This window comes from Alkalicoccus luteus, assembly GCF_012034335.1.
In the GTDB taxonomy this organism is placed as follows: Bacteria; Bacillota; Bacilli; order Bacillales; family Salisediminibacteriaceae; genus Alkalicoccus; species Alkalicoccus luteus_A.
This window is the reverse complement of the sequence record NZ_JAATHJ010000003.1, coordinates 1-19,298: the sequence shown is the minus strand read 5'-3', so window position 1 is coordinate 19,298 and position 19,298 is coordinate 1. Positions and strand designations below refer to the sequence as shown.

Sequence of the window (19,298 nt, the reverse complement as noted above, 5' to 3'; positions counted from 1 at the left end):
CAATTTATAAAAGGAGGTGAACGCAGTGTCAAACGAAGAAAAAGAAGAGCTGCGAAATGAGAACAATGAAACAGAAGCCTCAGAGCAGGCCGAACCGGAAGAAGCTGAAGGAGCGCCTGCTGAAGAGGATGCTTTTGATGAAAAAGATGAACATAGCCGGGAAATGGAAGAGATGCAGAATAAGCTGCTTCGTCTCCAGGCCGACTATGATAATTTCCGGCGCCGCACGAAGCAGGAAAAAGAAGCGGCGGCGAAATATAAATCGCAAAAACTCGCAGACAGCCTTCTGCCGGCGCTCGATAATTTTGAGCGTGCCCTGATGATGGAGCCGGAATCAGAAGAGGCGAAAAATTTACTGCAGGGGATGCAGATGGTTTACCGCCAGCTAGAAGAAGCGCTCCAATCCGAACATATCAACGTGATGGAGACAGTGGGGCAGCCATTCGACCCTCACAAGCATGAGGCTGTTATGCAGGTCGAAACAGATGAATATGATTCAAACATCATCGTAGAAGAACTGCAAAAAGGCTATATGCTGCACGATAAAGTGATACGCCCTGCAATGGTAAAAGTGAACGCATAACAAGATAACCTGTTTAGGAGGAATTTACATGAGTAAAGTAATCGGAATCGATTTAGGTACAACAAACTCCTGTGTAGCTGTAATGGAAGGTGGCGAAGCTACGGTCATTGCAAACGCGGAAGGTTCCCGTACGACTCCATCTGTCGTGTCATTTAAAGACGGGGAGCGTCAGGTAGGGGAAGTTGCGAAGCGCCAGATGATCACAAACCCGGACACCGTAACATCCATTAAGAGACACATGGGAACAGATTATAAAGTAACGGCTGAAGGAAAAGAATTCACACCGCAGGAAATTTCCGCGATTACACTGCAAAAACTAAAAGCAGATGCAGAAGCATACCTGGGTGAAAAGGTGACCAAAGCAGTTATTACGGTCCCTGCCTACTTCAACGATTCTCAGCGTCAGGCAACAAAAGATGCCGGTAAAATCGCTGGACTGGAAGTAGAGCGTATTGTTAACGAGCCGACAGCGGCTGCACTTGCATACGGTCTCGAAAAAGAAGAAGATCAGACGATTCTCGTCTATGACCTGGGCGGCGGAACGTTTGACGTCTCCATTCTCGAACTAGGCGACGGTTTCTTTGAAGTAAAATCAACTTCCGGAGACAACAAACTCGGCGGAGATGACTTTGACCAGGTTATCATCGATCATCTTGTGAATGAGTTTAAAAAAGAAAATGGTATTGATCTCGGACAGGATAAAATGGCTCTGCAAAGACTGAAGGATGCTGCGGAGAAAGCAAAAAAAGATCTTTCCGGCGTGTCTCAGACACAGATCAGCCTGCCGTTTATTACAGCGGATCAGTCCGGACCAAAGCACCTTGAACTGACGCTGACGCGTGCGAAATTTGAAGAACTCTCTTCACAGCTGGTTGAGCGCACAATGGGCCCAACCCGCCAGGCGCTGAAAGATGCGGACCTGTCTGCAAATGAAATCGATAAAGTTGTTCTTGTAGGCGGATCAACCCGTATCCCGGCTGTACAGGAAGCTATTAAACAGATCACCGGAAAAGATCCGCATAAAGGCGTAAATCCGGATGAAGTTGTTGCACTTGGTGCTGCAATCCAAGCCGGTGTTCTGACAGGAGATGTAAAGGACGTTGTACTGCTTGACGTAACTCCGCTCTCTCTTGGTATCGAAACGATGGGTGGCGTATTTACGAAGCTGATCGAGCGCAATACGACGATTCCTACTTCCAAAGCGCAGACATTCTCAACTGCTGCAGACAACCAGCCTTCTGTAGATATTCACGTGTTGCAGGGTGAGCGGGAAATGGCCGCAGATAACAAAACGCTTGGCCGCTTCCAGCTGACAGATATCCCGCCGGCACCACGCGGAGTTCCGCAGATCGAAGTGAAGTTTGATATCGACGCCAACGGGATCGTAAACGTAAACGCAAAAGATCTCGGTACAAATAAAGAGCAGTCTATTACGATTACGTCAAGCTCTGGATTGTCAGATGAAGAAGTCGAACAAATGGTGAAAGATGCAGAGGAGAATGCGGAAGCGGACAAAAAGCGCCGTGAAGAAGTAGATCTCCGCAACGAAGCTGATCAGCTTGTATTTTCGACGGAAAAAACATTGACGGATCTTGGCGATAACGTGGACGCTTCTGAGAAAGAAAAAGCAGAAGCAGCAAAAGATAAACTGAAACAGGCGCTTGAAGGGGAAGATCTCGACGCAATCCGCACCTCTAAAGATGAGCTGCAGGAAATTGTGACACAGCTTACGACAAAGCTCTATGAACAGGCTGCTCAGCAGCAGGAGCAGGGCGGCGAGCAGGAAGCATCCCAGGAAAGCGATGATGTCGTCGACGCCGAATATGAAGAAGTAGACGACGACAACAAGAAAGATCAGTAACAGCAGATGATAAGTCAAAGTCAGGGAAACCTGACTTTGACTTTTTTCACGCCGTCCCTTCTTTACGGACCAGAAGCCAGATGATAACATATTCGTTATGGATAAAAATCAGGAGTGGTAGACTATGAGCAAGCGTGATTTCTATGATGTTTTAGGGGTGGACAAAAACGCGGAAGAGGCAGATATTAAAAAAGCCTACAGAAAACTGGCCCGTCAGTATCATCCCGATGTAAACAAAGAAGCAGATGCAGAAGAGAAATTTAAAGAAGTGAAAGAGGCGTATGATACGCTCAGTGACTCGAATAAACGGGCTCACTATGATCAGTTTGGCCATACAGATCCTAATCAGGGCTTTGGCGGAGCTGGTGGAGGAGATTTTGGAGGATTCAGCGATATTTTCGATATGTTCTTTGGCGGAGGCGGAAGAAGAAGAGATCCGAACGCCCCTCGTCAAGGTTCCGATTTGCAGTATACGATGACGCTGGAATTCAGAGAGGCTGTTTTCGGTAAGGAAACGGATATTGAAATTCCTCGTGAAGAGCCATGCACAACGTGCGATGGTTCGGGAGCAAAACCGGGAACAAGCCCGGAGACGTGTACAAAATGTGGTGGTGCAGGTCAGCTGAACGTGGAGCAGAACACCCCGTTCGGGCGTGTGGTGAACCGTCGTGTCTGTGACAACTGCAGCGGCACCGGCCAGCAAATCAAAGACAAATGCCGTACTTGCGGCGGCGCCGGAAAGGTAAAGAAGCGGAAAAAAATCCACATCAAAATTCCCGCAGGAGTAGATACCGGCCAGCAGATTCGCGTCGCTGGTCAGGGAGAACCCGGAGTTAACGGCGGACCGGCCGGTGACTTGTACGTCGTCTTTAATGTGAAGGAACATGAATTCTTTCAGCGTGACGGTGATGATATTTTCTGTGAAATGCCAATTACATTCGTTCAGTCAGCTCTTGGGGATGAAATTGAAGTTCCGACACTTGAAGGAAAAGTGAAGCTGAAAGTGCCGGCAGGAACGCAAACAGGCACCCATTTCAGGCTGAGGGGTAAAGGTGCGCCTAACGTGCGAGGAGCCGGACAGGGCGATCAGCACATTCAGGTAAAGATAATTACACCTAAAAAGCTGAGCGACAGACAGCGGGAGCTTCTGCGTGAATTTGCTGAAGAGAGTGGTACCATCGCTCCGGATGAACAAAGTGAGAACTTTTTTGCTAAAGTGAAGCGCGCTTTCAAAAATTTCGGCTGACAAGCCGCTGAAACAGGGAGATGGAGCTATGAAATGGGCAGAGATCAGCGTCCATACGACACAGGAAGCAGTAGAGCCTGTCAGTCATATTCTGCACGAAGCCGGGGCAGGCGGAGTAGTGATCGAGGATAAGGCAGACTTCTTTAAAGAAAGGAAGCCGGTATTCGGAGAGCTTTTTGAGCTCTCCGAGTCCGATTATCCGGAACAGGGAGTGCTGCTGAAGGCGTACTTGCCTGTAAACAGCTTTCTTGGAGATGCCGTGGAAGAAATCCGCCAGTCTGTGATCAGGCTGGCCGATTTCGGCATCGAAACAGGAAGCGGTATCGTCACCTTGAATGAAGTGGACGAAGAAGAGTGGGCTACGGCTTGGAAAAAGTACTACAAGCCTGTTAAGGTGGGGGCATCAATTACGATTGCTCCAAGCTGGGAAAATTACCGGGCTGTGCAGGAAAATGAGATTGTAGTAGAACTTGATCCGGGCATGGCATTCGGAACAGGAACACACCCGACCACTGTTTTATGTATTCAGGCGCTGGAGAAGCATATGAAGCAGGGAAGAAGAGTTCTGGATGTCGGTACAGGCTCAGGGGTGCTTGCTGTGACCGCAGCAAAACTTGGAGCGGGCTCCGTGGATGCTGTAGATCTTGACGAAGTAGCTGTGAAAGCTGCTGCCGAAAACGTAACCCACAATAATGTAGCGCACACTGTATCTGTGAGGCAGGCGGATCTCCTTGCTGAAAGCAATGGTACATATGATCTTATCGCAGCCAACATACTTGCAGAAGTTATTACGACGATGTCGAAGGATGCATGGAATGCTTTGCAGCCAGGAGGCTTATTTATCACTTCCGGCATTATCCAGGCAAAAAAAGAGCTGGTCAGACAAGCTTTACATGAAGCTGGATTCCGTATTCTGGAGACAACTGAAATGGAAGACTGGGTATCTTTCATTGCAGAAAAAACGGAGGCGGAGTAATGCAGAGGTATTTTCTTGAAGAGCAGCAGATTCAGGGCGACACGGTCGAGTTTGATAAGGATAGCGAAAGACATATCCGGACTGTTATGCGCATGCAACGTGGAGATGAAGTCATCGTATGTGTGAGCGGAAGCTGTCATATAGTGACTTTAGAAGAAGGAGAGCCGCTTCGGGCAGTGATTCGTGAAAAAGAAACTGCTGACAGAGAGATGCCTGTTCAAGTAACCGTTGCTCAGGCTTTGGTAAAGGCAGACAAACTGGAGCTCGTCCTTCAAAAAGGAACGGAGCTTGGAGCAGCTGCCTTTATTCCTTTTCAAGCTGAGCGTTCCATCGTGAAAACGGACCCTAAGAAACAGGATAAAAAGCTGCCCAGATGGAAAAAGATCGTCAAGGAAGCTGCCGAACAGTCGGGAAGAAGGCTCGTGCCGGCCGTATTTAATCCGATTGGCACAGATAACCTGATCCGGCGTTTCGGGGAATTTGACCTTGTTCTTGCAGCCTATGAGGAGCAGGCTAAGATTGGCGACAAGCGTGCATTTTTTGAAGCAGTGAATGAGCTTGGCGAGGGAAAGTCCGTGCTGATTATCGTCGGTCCTGAAGGTGGCTTATCAGCCGGGGAAGCAGAAAGGCTCAGCAGGAGCGGAGCAGTGATGTGCGGTCTCGGACCCAGAATTCTCCGGACCGAAACTGCACCGCTTTATATGCTCTCAGCACTTTCTTATCATACTGAACTATCGAGGTGAACAACATGAGTAAGGTAGCTTTCCACACCCTAGGGTGCAAAGTGAATCACTACGAGACAGAAGCCATCTGGCAGCTGTTTAAACAAAAAGACTATAAAAAAGTTGATTTTCAGGACCGTGCAGATGTGTATGTCATTAACACGTGTACAGTAACGAACACTGGAGATAAAAAAAGCAGACAGGTAATCCGCAGGGCGGTGCGGCGGAATCCGGAAGCTGTCATATGCGTAACCGGCTGCTATGCTCAGACATCCCCGGCTGAAATCATGGCGATTCCAGGTGTTGATATTGTCGTCGGTACTCAGGACCGGCATAAAATGATTCCCTACATCGACCAATTTCGTAAAGAACGGGAGCCGATCAACGGTGTAGGAAACATTATGAAGACACGTGTGTATGAAGAGCTGGATGTGCCTGCTTTTACAGACAGAACGAGGGCTTCCCTGAAAATTCAGGAAGGCTGTAATAATTTCTGCACCTTCTGCATCATTCCCTGGGCCAGAGGGCTTCTGCGCTCCAGACAGCCGGAAGATGTCATGAAACAAGCTAACCAGCTTGTGGAAGCAGGGTATAAAGAAATTGTCCTGACCGGAATTCACACCGGCGGTTATGGAGAAGATATGAAAGATTACAGTCTTGCCCGTCTGCTTGAAGAGCTCGAGAAAGTGGAGGGTCTGAAACGAATTCGTATTTCCTCTATTGAGGCAAGCCAGATTACAGATGATGTGATCGCAGTGATTAACCGTTCGGAAAAAATCGTACGTCATCTGCATGTTCCCATGCAATCCGGCTCGGATACGGTTTTAAAACGGATGCGAAGAAAGTATACAATGGCGTTTTACAAAGAACGCGTAGATCGTTTAACAGAAGCTCTGCCTGGTCTCGCAGTGACGTCAGATGTTATCGTTGGATTTCCGGGCGAAACGGAAGCTGAGTTTCAGGAAACCTTTGATTCTGTCAGGGACATCGGCTTCTCTGAGCTTCACGTTTTTCCATATTCCAAGCGCACTGGCACGCCGGCAGCACGTATGTCCGATCAGGTTGACGATGACGTGAAGCACGGCAGGGTGAGGAAGCTGATTGATTTGTCCGACCAACAGGCTAAAGAATATGCTTCGAAGTTTGAAGGAGAAGTATTGGAAATGATCCCGGAAGAGGCGGACAAAGAGCAGCCGAACCTGCTTGTCGGATATACGGATAACTATTTGCGCGTGAAAGTAGAGCTGGACGAATCTTACATCGGCAGCATAATTAAAGTAAAGCTGGATAAAGCAGGATACCCTTATAATGAAGGAACATTTGTCAAAGTCGCCGACAGTTCCGGACCTCTTTCGCTCGAAGCGGAAGAAATCGGGCATTGACCGTGAATCCTTAATCCTATATAATCGAACCATACATGCCCGTGTGCATGTCTTATTGGTTGACCGGAGGGAGGGATATAGAATGGCAGAAACACGAGTTCGCAAGAATGAAAATCTCGATGCTGCTCTTCGTCGTTTCAAGAAAACGATGTCTAAAGAAGGGACACTGGCAGAGGTGCGTAAGCGTAAGCACTACGAGAAGCCAAGTATTCGCCGTAAAAAGAAATCAGAAGAAGCTAGAAAACGCAAATTCTAAGGAGAGACAGCCTCATGACTGCTCCAGTAGTTGAACAGCTTCAGCAGGATATGAAGCAGGCGATGCGCAATAAGGATAAGACACGTCTTTCTGTCATCCGCTCCGTGCGCGGAGCCATGCAGAATGAAGCGATCGGCCTTGGGCGCGAGCTCTCTGAAGAAGAAGCTCTCACGGTATTAAATCGTGAGCTGAAACAACGGCGGGAATCCCTCCAGGAATTCGATAAGGCAGACAGAAGTGATCTGGTTGAAAAAATGAACGGTGAAATTTTGGTGCTGCAGGACTATCTGCCGGAACAACTTTCCGAGCAGGAAGTCAGAGACATGGTTGCCCAGACTGTTAAGGAGACCGGTGCGTCTTCTAAAGCTGATATGGGAACTGTCATGGGTGCAGTGATGCCGAAGGTAAAAGGCCGTGCAGACGGTACACTCGTTCGTAAGATAGTCCAGGAACAGCTTCAATAACCCTTTTGCCGTGCAGCACAGTCTCCAATGGAGACTGTGCTTTTTTGATATGTTTTCTCTGAATCGTGAGCAGAGAATACGCTTAAAGCTATGAAATTCTGCTTTGAAAGATGGTGCCGCGAGAAGCATGAAGCAGGCACCGGGTCAGGTTACTGACAAATTTCAGGAATAAGACAGGCAGAGGACGGGTATAGAAAATCAGACTGAGGAGGGATAGTATGCCAAAGGAACAATACTTTGTAATCTGGAGAAGCGGCACCGATGTCGAACTTTCGCCGATACTGCCGGACACACAGCTGATTCACTATGAAGTTCTGCTCGACCGCGAGTCAAAAGCCGAGCTGGAATCGAAGCTGGCTGAAGTGCAGGATGGTGACGTTATGCCGGAACATATTTTTGTCTCGCCGTTTGATGAAACCAGGGATGAAAAAGATAAAATTGAACTTGGTGATGACGAAGACAATCTGTTTCACAAAATATACAAATATGGTTCTGAAACGACGAAAAAACGTCTTGAGGAAATGTACAATCAAATTTAACAATCTTTTTTAACGAGAGCAGGGCTTACGTGATAAAACGTAATGCCCTGCTTTTATCAGGTATGCGGCACTCAGCTGCTAAGCGGAAGAAGAAAGAGGACCATGAACCGTATAAGAATCCCGTTTAAAATTGCCAGGTCGTGAAACTTTCCGGGGTGCCTGTACGTAAGCTATACTGTATGTAGAACCTCATGGAAGGAGGCCGGTGCTGTGAAAAACTGGAGATTGCTCCTATACTCAATCCTTCTGACAGCTGGCGTGCTGATGCTTATCTTCCCTGTATCATCAGCCCAGGAACAAGGCAGTGGAGAAACGGTTTACTTTGTTCCAGTTGAAGAAACTGTTGAGCGGGGGCTGCAGGCTTTTATGAAACGTGCTGTTGAATCTGCAGAAGAACAGGGCGTCGATCACATAGTGTTTGAATTGAACACTCCGGGAGGCCGTGTGGATGCTGCCGGGGAGATCGCCAGAACGATCAGGGAGACAGAGATCCCAACTACAGCCTTTGTCGTAAGAGAGGCAATGTCAGCCGGAGCGTATATTTCCCTTAACGCTGATGAAATCGTCATGCAGCCGGGAACGGAGATGGGCTCAGCCCAGGTAATCGATGGAACCGGAAGTGCAGCAGATGATAAGGCTCAGTCTGCATGGCTCGCTAATATGCGGTCAGCTGCAGAACTGAACGAGCGTGACCCTGTATATGCGCTGGCAATGGCGGACCCGTCAATTGAAATTGAAGAACTGGGTCTTGATGAAGGAGAACTGTTGACGCTTACTGCATCTGAAGCTGAATCAGTCGGCTATGCGGAAGCAGTGGTCAACAACCGGGAAGCGCTGTTAGAATACCTGAACATGGAAAATGCGCAGGTAGAAGAGTTCGAGCTCAGCGCAGCAGAACAGATAGCCCGAATCGTGACTCATCCGATCGTTATTCCGATTTTGTTATCCGTTGGTTCGCTCGGATTAATTCTGGAGCTTTATTCACCTGGATTTGGGATTCCTGGTATAATGGGGGCTTCCGCTTTATTCCTGTTCTTTTTTGGCCACACCGTGGCCGGATTTGCAGGATGGGAAGCAATGATCCTGTTCATTGTAGGGGCCGGTCTGCTTGTCCTCGAGTTTTTTTCTCCGAGTTTTGGAATTTTTGGAATTCTGGGCCTCGGAGCGATTCTCACTAGTTTGATTCTCAGCTCATTTTCCACTTTATATATTATTATTTCGTTCGTCATCGCCATTATTGTCACAATCGCGGGAATGCTCATTCTGATGAAGTATATTGACCGCGCAGGACCAATGAAGCGAGTAGTGCTTCAGGATGCTACTACGACGGAACTTGGATATATTTCGAATGAAACGAGAAATGAACTGGAAGGACAGACCGGCACGTCTCTCACAGTACTCCGGCCTTCCGGAAGTGCCATGATTGGCGAGGAACGCCTTGACGTGGTTTCCGAGGGAGGCTATATTGAACAAGGAAGGAAAATAAAGGTCATTGCTGTGTCCGGGTCCCGGGTAGTTGTCCGTGACATGACCAGTGATGAGACTGATTAATTGAAGGAGGAAGATGTACATGGCAGACCAGATAGGAATTTATATCGTCATCGGGGTCATACTCGTCGGTGTTGTAATCCTGTTTACGTTCGTACCGGTTGCTCTATGGATTTCCGCTTGGGCAGCAGGAGTAAAAGTTGGTATTTTCCAGCTCGTAGGTATGAGACTCCGTCGGGTTATTCCGCACCGAGTCGTTAATCCGCTGATCAAAGCCGTAAAAGCCGGGCTTGATATCAGCACGAACAAACTTGAGGGACACTATCTTGCAGGTGGTAACGTAGACCGTGTGGTAAACGCTCTGATTGCAGCCCAGCGTGCTAACATTGAGCTCACATTTGAACGTTGTGCAGCTATTGACCTGGCAGGCCGGGACGTTCTCGAAGCAGTTCAGATGAGTGTTAACCCGAAAGTGATCGAAACTCCGTTTATTGCTGGTGTTGCAATGGATGGTATTGAAGTAAAGGCTAAAGCACGTATTACAGTTCGTGCCAACATTGACCGCCTCGTCGGTGGTGCTGGTGAAGATACGGTTATCGCCCGTGTTGGTGAAGGCATCGTTTCGACGATCGGTTCTGCTAAGAACCATGCAGAAGTGCTTGAGAATCCGGACATGATTTCCCAGACTGTTTTGAAAAAGGGACTGGATGCCGGAACTGCTTTTGAAATTCTCTCAATTGATATTGCTGACATTGACATCGGCAAAAACATTGGTGCCGGACTTCAGACTGATCAGGCTGAAGCAGATAAAAAGATTGCCCAGGCGAAGGCGGAAGAGCGCCGAGCTATGGCTGTCGCGCAGGAACAGGAAATGAAAGCCCGCGTAGAAGAAATGCGTGCGAAAGTTGTGGAAGCGGAAGCGGAAGTACCGCTTGCGATGTCCGAAGCACTGCGTCAGGGCAACCTCGGCGTGATGGACTACCTCAACTTTAACAACGTAAAAGCAGATACCGACATGCGCGACTCCATCGGCAAAGCGACAGGCGATGGACCAGAGGATGAGGAGTCTACTGAAACCCATCCTAAGCGCTGATGCCGCAGGGAGGAGCGATGATGATGCTCAGTTTTATCAATCTGCTGTTTGAATCTCCGCTCCTGCTGTTCTTCATTCTCGCTGCTATTTTCAGTTTCATTCAGTCCCGATCAGGGCAGAAGCAGGAAGAAAATCCGCCGCGCCGCTCTCCGGAGCAAAGGCAGGAGCAGCCGGAAAGTGAAGCTGCTGAAAAGGAGTTTGACTGGCGCGATATCCTGTTTGAAACGGAAGAAAAGCAGGAGGAGAAGCAGCCGCAGAAGCAGGAAAACGAAAAAGCAGAGTCACCGGCTCAAACAGAAATGGAAAAGCATTACGAAAAGCTGCGTAAAAAGCAGAGGCAGGCAGAGAAGTCAATTTCCAAACTTGAGAAGTCCCCAATTGTCAAAAAAGATTTAACTGCTCCTTCCGAGCAGAAAGTGACGATTGATTTTAACAATATGACAAAGCAGGACGTTGTTAAAGGGATTGTCTGGTCAGAAGTTCTCGGCAAACCAAAAGCCGCTGCCGGCCGCAATCGCAGCAGACGCACGATCCGTTAATGCAATAAAGGCTGTTCCGCCAGGCGTGTATGCTCTGGACGGGGCAGCCTTTTTCTATTCGCAGGCAAGTATGAGGACAAGGAAAGTCAGCGTATGTGGATACTTTACCTAGCTGTGCTCCGTTGCAAGCGGAATCCAAAGACACTCTGGTCAAAAGCGGCATATTGTATTGGCAGCAGGTTACAGTAGTGGTAAAGTGAAATCAGGCGCAGCCTCATGTGCCAAACACAGTATGCAGCAGGGAGACTGATGACATATATGAATCGAACAATCGCAATTCCGGCGCAGGACGCAAATGAAGTCCAGGCGCTGTTTGGACCTAATGATAAGCATTTAGAAAGGCTGGAAGACGCCTTTCGGGCAGAGCTCGTTACGCGCGGGCAGGAAATTTCAGTCGATACGAGTGAGGCAAATGCAGATAAAATCGAAAAAATTCTGCTGACACTGCTTCAGCTTATTCGCAGAGGCATCCGTATCACGGAACGGGATGTCGTGTACGCTGCACAGCTTTCAGAGAAGGATCTTCTCGGAGAAATGCTGGATCTTTATAATGATCAAATTACCGTGACGGCAAAAGGAAAGCCAATCCTTGCAAAGACTCTTGGGCAGCGTCATTACGTATCAGCTATCAGAAAGAATGATATCGTATTCGGAATTGGTCCGGCGGGGACCGGAAAAACGTACCTCGCTGTCGTTCTTGCGGTCCATGCGTTAAAAGAAGGTCAGGTGAAAAAAATTGTCCTGACGAGACCGGCTGTAGAAGCCGGGGAAAATCTCGGCTTCTTGCCCGGAGATTTAAAAGAAAAGGTAGATCCGTATTTAAGACCTTTATATGACGCTCTCCACGATCTCTTTGGAACAGAACACACGGCCCGTCTGCTTGAGCGCGGGACGATTGAAATAGCGCCGCTTGCCTACATGCGAGGCAGAACTCTGGATGATGCTTTTGTGATTTTGGATGAAGCTCAGAACACGACGAAAGAGCAGATGAAAATGTTTCTGACAAGACTTGGATTCGGCTCAAAAATGGTTGTCACCGGTGACCTTACCCAAATAGACCTTCCAAAAGGGAAACTTTCAGGTCTTAAAGAATCACTGCGAATTTTAAATCGTGTAAAAGGACTTTCTTTCATTTACCTTCAGCCGGCCGATGTGGTCCGGCATTCGCTAGTTCAGCGGATGATTGAAGCTTATGATGATGAGGACCGTGCTTGAGGCTGACAGAACAGGAGGAAAGACGTGATGGGACGATCTTCGATTGAGCAGCATCCAATATGGAATAAATTAAAACGGCATCGATACATCCGTTTTGCTCTGTTTGTGCTGCTTGGATTGATTTTATACGTCATGCTCGTGCCGAATGTGCTGACCGAAGATCTCGATCTGGAGCCTGGAAGTGTATCCGGACAGGATGTCCGCTCACCGGTGACGGTTGAGAATAAAGAAGAGACAGAAAGGCTGCAGCAGGAAGCTTCAGACAGCGTTGAACCGGTTTATTCTTTAAAGCCAAGATATGCAGATAATCAAATGGAGAGAGTTCAGGACGTATTTCAATCCGTCCGCCTGGTTCAGCTCGAAGTTCGCGGCCAGGCCGGAGAACTGAATAATCCCGGCGATGAAGAAGCTGTCCCCGAAGATCAGGAACCCTGGACGCTTGAAGAGCAGGCTTCTGAACTTAGAGAACGGCTTTCACCTGAGATTGAAGAACAAATGAGCGATGATGCACTTATAACACTGCTGGAATCTGATGCGGAAGACCTGCAGACAGCAGAGGAAACAACGACGAGCGCCGTATTTGACGTCATGACGGATGAGGTGGCGCTTGATGAAGTAAATGAAGCACGGGACCAGGCAGAGCAAAAGGTCCGGGCTGCGGCACTTCGGTCTGATCTCGCAGACGCACTCACTGAACTGTCCAGAAGCGGCATTACAGCTAACTACATGATAGATGAAGAGGCAACATTCGAAGCAAGAAGCTCAGCAGAGGATCTTGTGGAGCCTTCCTTAATTCGTGAAGGACAGCTTCTTGCAGAAGAAGGACAGGTCATCACTGCAGAAATATACGAGCAGATGTCGCTTGCAGGTCTTACAGAGGAAACGTCCGATCTGCCGCCTTTGGCCGGCCTTGGTCTGATTATTTTTTTCCTGATCTGGATGCTTGCTATTTATTTAAGGGAGGCGAAGACGCCGCTGCGGGAAAATAATACGCTTTTACTGTTATTTCTTTTGTTAACAGTGGTGACGCTTGCCGTAATGAAAAGCGTCAGCCTGCTTCAGCCGCTGGAAATGACCGGTTTGCCGTATCTTGTGCCGGCCGCATTAGGTACCATTCTTACAGCGGTTCTCATTCAGGCTCGGGTAGCTGTTTTTATGAGTTTCTTTCTTGCCGTGGCTGCTTCGATTATGTTTAATCAGAATACAACGCAAACATTTGAATTTGGAATCGGGCTGTTTGTCTTTTTTAGTTCGCTGGCAGGTGTCTTTTTTCTGGATAAAACATCGCGAACGAAGAAACTGTTAAAAACAGGATCGTGGATTGCGCTTGTAAATGCCGGTGTGGTGATCGGTATTCTCCTCATTAAGAACCAGCCTTTTCTCTGGAGTGAATATGCGCTTTATGCGGGTGCGGCAGCGCTCGGAGGCTATGCTTCGGTCGTTCTGGCAGCAGGACTGCTCCCTTTCTTTGAAACTGGCTTTGGTGTGCTGACTCCTGCAAAGCTGATTGAATTGTCGAACCCTAATAATCCGCTGCTTCGGAAGATACTGCTTGAAACACCGGGGACATATCACCACAGTGTCGTTGTGGCGAACCTAGCTGAAAGCGCCTGTGAATCCATTGGAGCAGACGGACTGCTGGCAAGAGTAGGGGCTTATTATCACGATGTCGGTAAAACGAAGCGTCCGCAGTTTTTTATCGAAAATCAAATGAAAATCGCCAATCCGCACGACAAGCTTCCTCCTGATAAAAGCGCTGATATCATCATTGCGCACCCTTATGACGGTGCGGCTATGCTTCGTGAAGAGCGGCTTCCGAAAGAGATTGTGGATATTGCCGAACAGCACCACGGGACGACGCTTCTGAAATATTTTTATGTAAAGGCTAAAGAAAAAGACAGTACAGTTTCTGAATTTGCTTTCCGATATCCGGGGCCAAAAGCTGCATCAAAAGAAAGTGCTGTTGTCGGAATTGCAGACAGCGTGGAAGCTGCTGTTCGTTCCATGCAGGCACCAACTTATGAGAAAATGGAAAATCTGGTGTCAGCCATTATAAAAGACCGGCTGAATGACGGTCAGTTTGATGACTGTGACTTAACACTGAAAGAACTGCATACCGTGCACGCCTCAATATGTGAAACCTTAAAAGGCACGTTCCATTCGCGAATCGATTATCCTGATGAGACTGAACTCAAAAAGGCAGGAGGGGATTAAGCATGAGCTGGACAATTGATATTTATGATGAGACAAACAGGCTGGATGATGCGCTTTTACAGACGCTTGAAAACGTCCTGGAAACAGCATGCAGCAGTGAAAGTGTTCCGGAAGAGGCTGAATTGTCGGTAACCTTTACCGGGGATGCGCAAATTCGCAAATTGAACCGTGAGTTTCGAAATAAGGATACAGCTACAGACGTTCTGTCTTTTCCAATGGAAGAGGAAGCGGCATTTTTCCCGGAAGAGATGCCGCTGATGCTCGGTGACATCATTATTTCAGTCGATACTGCTGTGCGCCAGGCAGAAGAGTACGGACACAGCCTGGAAAGAGAAATTTGTTTTCTTGCCGTGCACGGCTTCCTTCACTTAAACGGCTATGTGCATGATACGGAGCAGGCAGAACAGCAAATGATCGAAAAGCAGAAGGATATTCTTCATCAGCATGGTATCCAAAAATAATAATTCGTTCATTTCAATCAAACGGCTGAAGCAAAGCTTCCGGTATGCTGCAGCCGGGATTGGCTATACGTGGAGGCATGAACAAAATTTCCGGATTCACAGCCTTGCAGCAGCGATCGTATTTACAGCGGCACAGCTGCTGGATGTGCCATTGTTAGAGCAGGCTGTTTTAGCTGCAGCCATTGGCGCCGTTCTCTGTCTGGAGCTGCTTAATACATCGATAGAGCACATTACGGATTTAATTGTTCAGACTTATGATGAACGGGCAAAGATTATTAAAGATACGGCAGCTGGCGCTGTACTCGTATTTTCGTGTACAGCTGCCTTAATCGGATGCCTTATATTTATACCAAAAATAGCAGAACTTGTTTTGCAGTGAGGTGGATATTATGAGTAAAGAATCATTAATGAAACAAGCAGTTAAAGCTATGGAACGAGCGTATGTTCCGTATTCCAACTTTCCTGTCGGCGCAGCACTTCAGACGACAGAAGGCACTGTTTACACAGGATGCAACATTGAGAATGCTGCTTACAGCATGTGTAACTGCGGAGAACGCACAGCCATTTTTAAAGCAGTTTCGGAAGGAGAGCGTGAGTTCAGCGCTATCGCCGTCGCAGCGAATACAGAAGGTCCTGTCTCGCCGTGTGGTGCCTGCAGACAGGTGATGGCAGAATTACTTCAGCCGCAGACAGAAGTCTTTTTGACGAATGTGAACGGGGATGTACAGGAAACAACGGTTGCAGATCTTCTGCCCGGGGCTTTCTCGAAGGGTGATTTGCATGGAAAATAATGACTATAAATCTGGGTTTGCAGCTTTGATCGGCAGGCCGAACGTAGGGAAATCAACCCTGTTAAATCAGCTTCTTGGCCAGAAGGTTGCCATTATGAGTGATAAGCCTCAAACGACGCGAAATCGTATTCAGGGTGTCTATACGGAAGAGCGGGGGCAAATCGTTTTCATTGATACTCCGGGAATCCACAAACCGAAACACCGTCTGGGTGACTTCATGTCCAAAACGGCGGTGACGACGCTCCGTGAAGTAGATATTATTCTATTTCTCGTCGATGCAGAAGCCGGTATGGGTAAAGGTGACGAATTTATTATGGACCGCCTTTCCGGTGTGGAAACGCCTGTATACCTAATTATAAATAAAATTGATCTTGTTCATCCGGACAAGCTTCTGCCGCTCATTGATTCCTACATGAAAAAGCATGCTTTTACCGAAGTTATACCGGTATCTGCGAAAGACGGGAATAACGTGGAAGCACTTGTCACTCAGGTATTCGAACGTCTTGAAGCAGGGCCTCAGTTTTACCCCGAGGATCAGGTGACTGATCATCCGGAGCGATTTTTAATGTCGGAAATGATCCGGGAAAAAGTACTTCATCTGACGCATGAAGAAATTCCTCATTCTGTAGCAGTGGAAATTGAACAAATTAAAAAGCGCGAGACGAGTGAAACGATTTATGTCGGTGCAGTTGTAGTCGTGGAACGAAGCTCACAAAAAGGCATTATTATCGGCAAACAGGGGAAGATGCTGAAAGAAATCGGCAAACTGGCCCGGCAGGATATTGAAACAATGCTCGGATCAAAGATTTTTCTCGAAATCTGGGTCAAAGTGGAAGAGGACTGGCGCAACAAGCCTAAACAGCTGCGGGGATTCGGCTACGATCAGGACGAATACTGACCGCTGAAGGAGGCAGGTTGAGTGCTTCATAAACTGGAAGGCATCGTACTCCGGACTACTGACTACGGAGAAACGAATAAAATATTGACGGTATTTACGGAAGAATCGGGTAAAGCAGCGCTGATGGCCAGAGGGGCCAAAAAAACGAAAAGCCGCTTTGCTTCTGCGGCACAGCCGTTTATCCAGGCTGTATTTGTCTATTCGAAAGGCAGAGGCATGGGGAGCTTATCTTCTGCTGACATCATTGACTCCCACCGGCACATCAGAAGCGATTTAATTAAAACAGCTTATGCTTCCTACGCCGTAGAGCTTCTCGACAAGCTGACAGAAGATAATCAGGCTTATCCTGGTTTGTATGATCTGCTTTATCATATTTTACAGCATATAAATGGAGCAGAGGACCCGGAAGTACTCATTCGGCTGTTTGAAACAAAAATGCTCTATGTTACCGGTGCTGCCCCGACTCTTCACGCCTGTGTGAACTGCGGTACAGTTGAAGAGCAGCTGCAGTTTTCTCTTGAACACGCTGGTGTATTGTGCAGTGACTGCCTCCATCTACGCCGCTATTCGCTGCCGGCAGGCCCTGGTGCAGTGAGGCTCATGCGCCTGTTTCAGCAGATCAGCCCAGCGAGGATTGGTAAAACTTCTGTAAAACCGGAAACGAAAAAGCAGCTGAAAGTTCTTCTTGATGCCTATTATGAGGAATATGTTGGCGTCTATATTAAATCAAAGCGCTTCCTGGAACAGCTGGAAAAAATGGATGATCTTTATGTTGACAGAAACGATGATCTTTCGTAAGCTTTAGAAACGATACTGCAAAGAGGAAAAGTAGTAGCTGAGAGATACGTCAAACAGCGATTCCGGGATAGTGGAAGCCGGAGGACACACTCCTCAGTGAAGGCATTTCGGAGCAGGCTGTTGATGAAAGAGGCGCTTAACCGGCGCAAGTAGGGTGGAACCGCGGGAGACAACAACTCTCGTCCCTATATCCGTAACTGGTGCGGATATAGGGACGGGAGTTTTTTCGTTCCTGCACCGATACGAGATCTGACTAGTGAATAACAAGGAGGAAATGCGTGATGAATGTACAAGAAATGATTCTGACGCTGCAAAAATTCTGGGGAGAACAAAATTGCCTGCTTCTTCAGCCTTACGACGTCGAAAAAGGCGCAGGTACGATGAATCCAATGACTTTTTTAAAAAGCATTGGTCCTGAACCGTGGAACGTGGCCTACGTAGAGCCTTCAAGAAGACCGGCTGATGGACGGTACGGTCAAAATCCGAACCGGCTTTATCAGCATCACCAGTTTCAGGTCATTATGAAGCCTTCACCTGACAACATTCAGGAGCTGTATCTGGAAAGTCTCCGTCAGCTCGGCATCGATCCACTGAAACATGACATTCGTTTCGTAGAGGATAACTGGGAAGCACCGACGCTGGCGGCCTGGGGACTTGGCTGGGAAGTGTGGCTGGACGGAATGGAAATTACGCAATTCACCTATTTCCAACAGGTAGGCGGTCTGGACGCAAGTCCGGTTTCAGTTGAAATAACGTATGGCCTTGAGCGGCTGGCATCGTATATTCAGGATAAAGAAAATGTATATGATCTGGAGTGGGTAAACGGGTTTACGTATGGGGATGTATTCAGGCAAAACGAATATGAGCAATCTAAATACGCATTTGAAACGGCAGATCGGAGCATGTTGTTTGACTTGTTCAACACCTATGAAAAAGAGGCTGCTTCCTGCTTGCGTGAAGAGCTAGTGATACCAGCCTACGATTACGTTCTGAAATGCTCGCACGTCTTTAACCTTCTTGATGCACAAGGGGCCATCTCTGTGACAGAGCGTGGAGGCTATATTACCCGCGTGCGGAATCTGGCAAGGGAGTGCGCTAAAACATATTATGCTGCGAGAGAGTCATTAGGATTTCCAATGCTGAAGGAGGAACTGAGCCATGAGTAAATCGACACTGCTGCTTGAAATAGGCCTGGAAGAGATGCCGGCCAGGTTTGTTACGAAAGCCAGACAGGAGCTTCAGAGCAAAGTGGAGGACTGGCTGAAAGAAAAGCGTCTCGAATACACGGCGGTCAAAAGCTTTGCCACACCGAGAAGGCTTGCGGTCAAGGTAGAGCAGGTTCCGGATCAGCAGCCGGATATGGAAACAGAAGCAAGAGGACCTTCCGAAAAAATTGCTCGAAATGATGGAGAATGGACAAAGGCTGCACTTGGCTTTGCAAAAGGGCAGGGGGTCGACACAGACGATCTTTATTTGCAGGAAGTAAAAGGTGAACGCTACGTATTTGCGTTAAAGAAAACGACAGGAAAGCGTACGATGGAGCTTCTGCCGGAGCTTCGCGGCGTTCTGCTTGATTTAACTTTCCCGAAAAACATGAAGTGGGGTTCCTATCAGCTTCGCTATGTGAGACCGGTTAAATGGCTGACGGCTGTATTTGGCACGGATGTAATTCCGTTTGAAATTACAGGTATTCCGACGGGACGTATTACTTACGGACACCGGTTTCTCGGCGATGCTGCTGACATATCGAACGCAGATGATTACGAAGAAGA

Annotated in this window: 21 protein-coding genes; all 21 read left to right on the top strand. The window is 47.9% G+C overall.

Features of this window, described 5'->3' with window-relative positions:
• The first annotated feature begins 25 nt into the window (after positions 1–25).
• Positions 26–583 carry a nucleotide exchange factor GrpE gene (gene grpE, locus HCN83_RS02760; RefSeq protein WP_168004798.1) on the top strand — a complete coding sequence of 186 codons (558 nt, stop codon included), beginning with the start codon at positions 26–28 and terminating at the stop codon, positions 581–583.
• A 28-nt stretch (positions 584–611) separates the two neighbouring features.
• A complete protein-coding gene (dnaK, locus tag HCN83_RS02755) occupies positions 612–2,444 on the top strand; it encodes a molecular chaperone DnaK (protein WP_168004797.1) in 1,833 nt (610 codons plus the stop codon).
• Positions 2,445–2,568: 124 nt separating this feature from the next.
• Positions 2,569–3,690: a molecular chaperone DnaJ gene (gene dnaJ / locus HCN83_RS02750; protein ID WP_168004796.1), complete on the top strand. Its 1,122-nt coding sequence runs from the start codon at positions 2,569–2,571 to the stop codon at positions 3,688–3,690.
• A gap of 28 nt (positions 3,691–3,718) precedes the next feature.
• On the top strand, positions 3,719–4,666 hold the full coding sequence (gene prmA, locus HCN83_RS02745) for a 50S ribosomal protein L11 methyltransferase (RefSeq protein ID WP_168004795.1): 948 nt from the start codon (positions 3,719–3,721) through the stop codon (positions 4,664–4,666).
• Positions 4,666–5,409 (top strand): 16S rRNA (uracil(1498)-N(3))-methyltransferase, encoded by a 744-nt coding sequence (locus HCN83_RS02740; protein ID WP_168004794.1) that lies wholly within the window; start codon positions 4,666–4,668, stop codon positions 5,407–5,409. The genes prmA and HCN83_RS02740 overlap by 1 nt, the downstream gene beginning before the upstream one ends.
• A 5-nt stretch (positions 5,410–5,414) precedes the next feature.
• On the top strand, positions 5,415–6,770 hold the full coding sequence (gene mtaB / locus HCN83_RS02735; RefSeq protein ID WP_168004793.1) for a tRNA (N(6)-L-threonylcarbamoyladenosine(37)-C(2))-methylthiotransferase MtaB: 1,356 nt from the start codon (positions 5,415–5,417) through the stop codon (positions 6,768–6,770).
• Between the two features lie 82 nt (positions 6,771–6,852).
• Positions 6,853–7,026 carry a 30S ribosomal protein S21 gene (gene rpsU / locus HCN83_RS02730; RefSeq protein ID WP_105959654.1) on the top strand — a complete coding sequence of 58 codons (174 nt, stop codon included), beginning with the start codon at positions 6,853–6,855 and terminating at the stop codon, positions 7,024–7,026.
• A 14-nt stretch (positions 7,027–7,040) separates the two neighbouring features.
• Positions 7,041–7,490 carry a GatB/YqeY domain-containing protein gene (locus tag HCN83_RS02725; protein WP_168004792.1) on the top strand — a complete coding sequence of 150 codons (450 nt, stop codon included), beginning with the start codon at positions 7,041–7,043 and terminating at the stop codon, positions 7,488–7,490.
• Between the two features lie 218 nt (positions 7,491–7,708).
• Complete coding sequence (locus HCN83_RS02720; RefSeq protein ID WP_168004791.1) at positions 7,709–8,029, top strand: hypothetical protein; 321 nt, start codon at positions 7,709–7,711, stop codon at positions 8,027–8,029.
• Between the two features lie 210 nt (positions 8,030–8,239).
• On the top strand, positions 8,240–9,580 hold the full coding sequence (locus HCN83_RS02715; RefSeq protein WP_343033639.1) for a nodulation protein NfeD: 1,341 nt from the start codon (positions 8,240–8,242) through the stop codon (positions 9,578–9,580).
• Between the two features lie 19 nt (positions 9,581–9,599).
• Entirely contained in the window at positions 9,600–10,610 is a 1,011-nt protein-coding gene (gene floA, locus HCN83_RS02710) for a flotillin-like protein FloA (protein WP_168004790.1), read from the top strand.
• A gap of 20 nt (positions 10,611–10,630) precedes the next feature.
• On the top strand, positions 10,631–11,149 hold the full coding sequence (locus HCN83_RS02705) for a hypothetical protein (RefSeq protein WP_168004789.1): 519 nt from the start codon (positions 10,631–10,633) through the stop codon (positions 11,147–11,149).
• Positions 11,150–11,398: 249 nt separating this feature from the next.
• A complete protein-coding gene (locus tag HCN83_RS02700) occupies positions 11,399–12,364 on the top strand; it encodes a PhoH family protein (RefSeq protein WP_425483580.1) in 966 nt (321 codons plus the stop codon).
• 27 nt (positions 12,365–12,391) lie between these two features.
• Positions 12,392–14,578: an HD family phosphohydrolase gene (locus HCN83_RS02695; protein ID WP_168004788.1), complete on the top strand. Its 2,187-nt coding sequence runs from the start codon at positions 12,392–12,394 to the stop codon at positions 14,576–14,578.
• A gap of 2 nt (positions 14,579–14,580) precedes the next feature.
• Positions 14,581–15,039 (top strand): rRNA maturation RNase YbeY, encoded by a 459-nt coding sequence (gene ybeY / locus HCN83_RS02690; RefSeq protein WP_168004787.1) that lies wholly within the window; start codon positions 14,581–14,583, stop codon positions 15,037–15,039.
• Complete coding sequence (locus HCN83_RS02685) at positions 15,023–15,418, top strand: diacylglycerol kinase family protein (RefSeq protein ID WP_168004786.1); 396 nt, start codon at positions 15,023–15,025, stop codon at positions 15,416–15,418. Before ybeY ends, HCN83_RS02685 begins: the two co-directional genes overlap by 17 nt.
• Positions 15,419–15,428: 10 nt before the next feature.
• Positions 15,429–15,830 carry a cytidine deaminase gene (locus HCN83_RS02680; RefSeq protein ID WP_168004785.1) on the top strand — a complete coding sequence of 134 codons (402 nt, stop codon included), beginning with the start codon at positions 15,429–15,431 and terminating at the stop codon, positions 15,828–15,830.
• Positions 15,820–16,728 (top strand): GTPase Era, encoded by a 909-nt coding sequence (gene era / locus HCN83_RS02675; RefSeq protein ID WP_168004784.1) that lies wholly within the window; start codon positions 15,820–15,822, stop codon positions 16,726–16,728. Before HCN83_RS02680 ends, era begins: the two co-directional genes overlap by 11 nt.
• A 21-nt stretch (positions 16,729–16,749) precedes the next feature.
• A complete protein-coding gene (gene recO / locus HCN83_RS02670) occupies positions 16,750–17,526 on the top strand; it encodes a DNA repair protein RecO (RefSeq protein WP_168004783.1) in 777 nt (258 codons plus the stop codon).
• 281 nt (positions 17,527–17,807) lie between these two features.
• Positions 17,808–18,692 (top strand): glycine--tRNA ligase subunit alpha, encoded by an 885-nt coding sequence (gene glyQ / locus HCN83_RS02665; protein ID WP_168004782.1) that lies wholly within the window; start codon positions 17,808–17,810, stop codon positions 18,690–18,692.
• The coding region (locus HCN83_RS02660; RefSeq protein WP_168004781.1) for a glycine--tRNA ligase subunit beta at positions 18,685–19,298 on the top strand (614 nt) is incomplete at its 3' end. The genes glyQ and HCN83_RS02660, both read left to right, overlap by 8 nt.

Coding starts and splice junctions, on each gene's coding strand:
- prmA (WP_168004795.1), top strand. CDS start 3,719: ATGAAATGGGCAGAGATCAGCGTCCATACGACACAGGAAGCAGTAGAG.
- HCN83_RS02740 (WP_168004794.1), top strand. CDS start 4,666: ATGCAGAGGTATTTTCTTGAAGAGCAGCAGATTCAGGGCGACACGGTC.
- mtaB (WP_168004793.1), top strand. CDS start 5,415: ATGAGTAAGGTAGCTTTCCACACCCTAGGGTGCAAAGTGAATCACTAC.
- HCN83_RS02685 (WP_168004786.1), top strand. CDS start 15,023: ATGGTATCCAAAAATAATAATTCGTTCATTTCAATCAAACGGCTGAAG.
- HCN83_RS02700 (WP_425483580.1), top strand. CDS start 11,399: ATGACATATATGAATCGAACAATCGCAATTCCGGCGCAGGACGCAAAT.
- floA (WP_168004790.1), top strand. CDS start 9,600: ATGGCAGACCAGATAGGAATTTATATCGTCATCGGGGTCATACTCGTC.
- dnaK (WP_168004797.1), top strand. CDS start 612: ATGAGTAAAGTAATCGGAATCGATTTAGGTACAACAAACTCCTGTGTA.
- era (WP_168004784.1), top strand. CDS start 15,820: ATGGAAAATAATGACTATAAATCTGGGTTTGCAGCTTTGATCGGCAGG.
- ybeY (WP_168004787.1), top strand. CDS start 14,581: ATGAGCTGGACAATTGATATTTATGATGAGACAAACAGGCTGGATGAT.
- HCN83_RS02695 (WP_168004788.1), top strand. CDS start 12,392: ATGGGACGATCTTCGATTGAGCAGCATCCAATATGGAATAAATTAAAA.
- rpsU (WP_105959654.1), top strand. CDS start 6,853: ATGGCAGAAACACGAGTTCGCAAGAATGAAAATCTCGATGCTGCTCTT.
- glyQ (WP_168004782.1), top strand. CDS start 17,808: ATGAATGTACAAGAAATGATTCTGACGCTGCAAAAATTCTGGGGAGAA.
- HCN83_RS02705 (WP_168004789.1), top strand. CDS start 10,631: ATGATGCTCAGTTTTATCAATCTGCTGTTTGAATCTCCGCTCCTGCTG.
- HCN83_RS02720 (WP_168004791.1), top strand. CDS start 7,709: ATGCCAAAGGAACAATACTTTGTAATCTGGAGAAGCGGCACCGATGTC.
- HCN83_RS02680 (WP_168004785.1), top strand. CDS start 15,429: ATGAGTAAAGAATCATTAATGAAACAAGCAGTTAAAGCTATGGAACGA.
- HCN83_RS02725 (WP_168004792.1), top strand. CDS start 7,041: ATGACTGCTCCAGTAGTTGAACAGCTTCAGCAGGATATGAAGCAGGCG.
- dnaJ (WP_168004796.1), top strand. CDS start 2,569: ATGAGCAAGCGTGATTTCTATGATGTTTTAGGGGTGGACAAAAACGCG.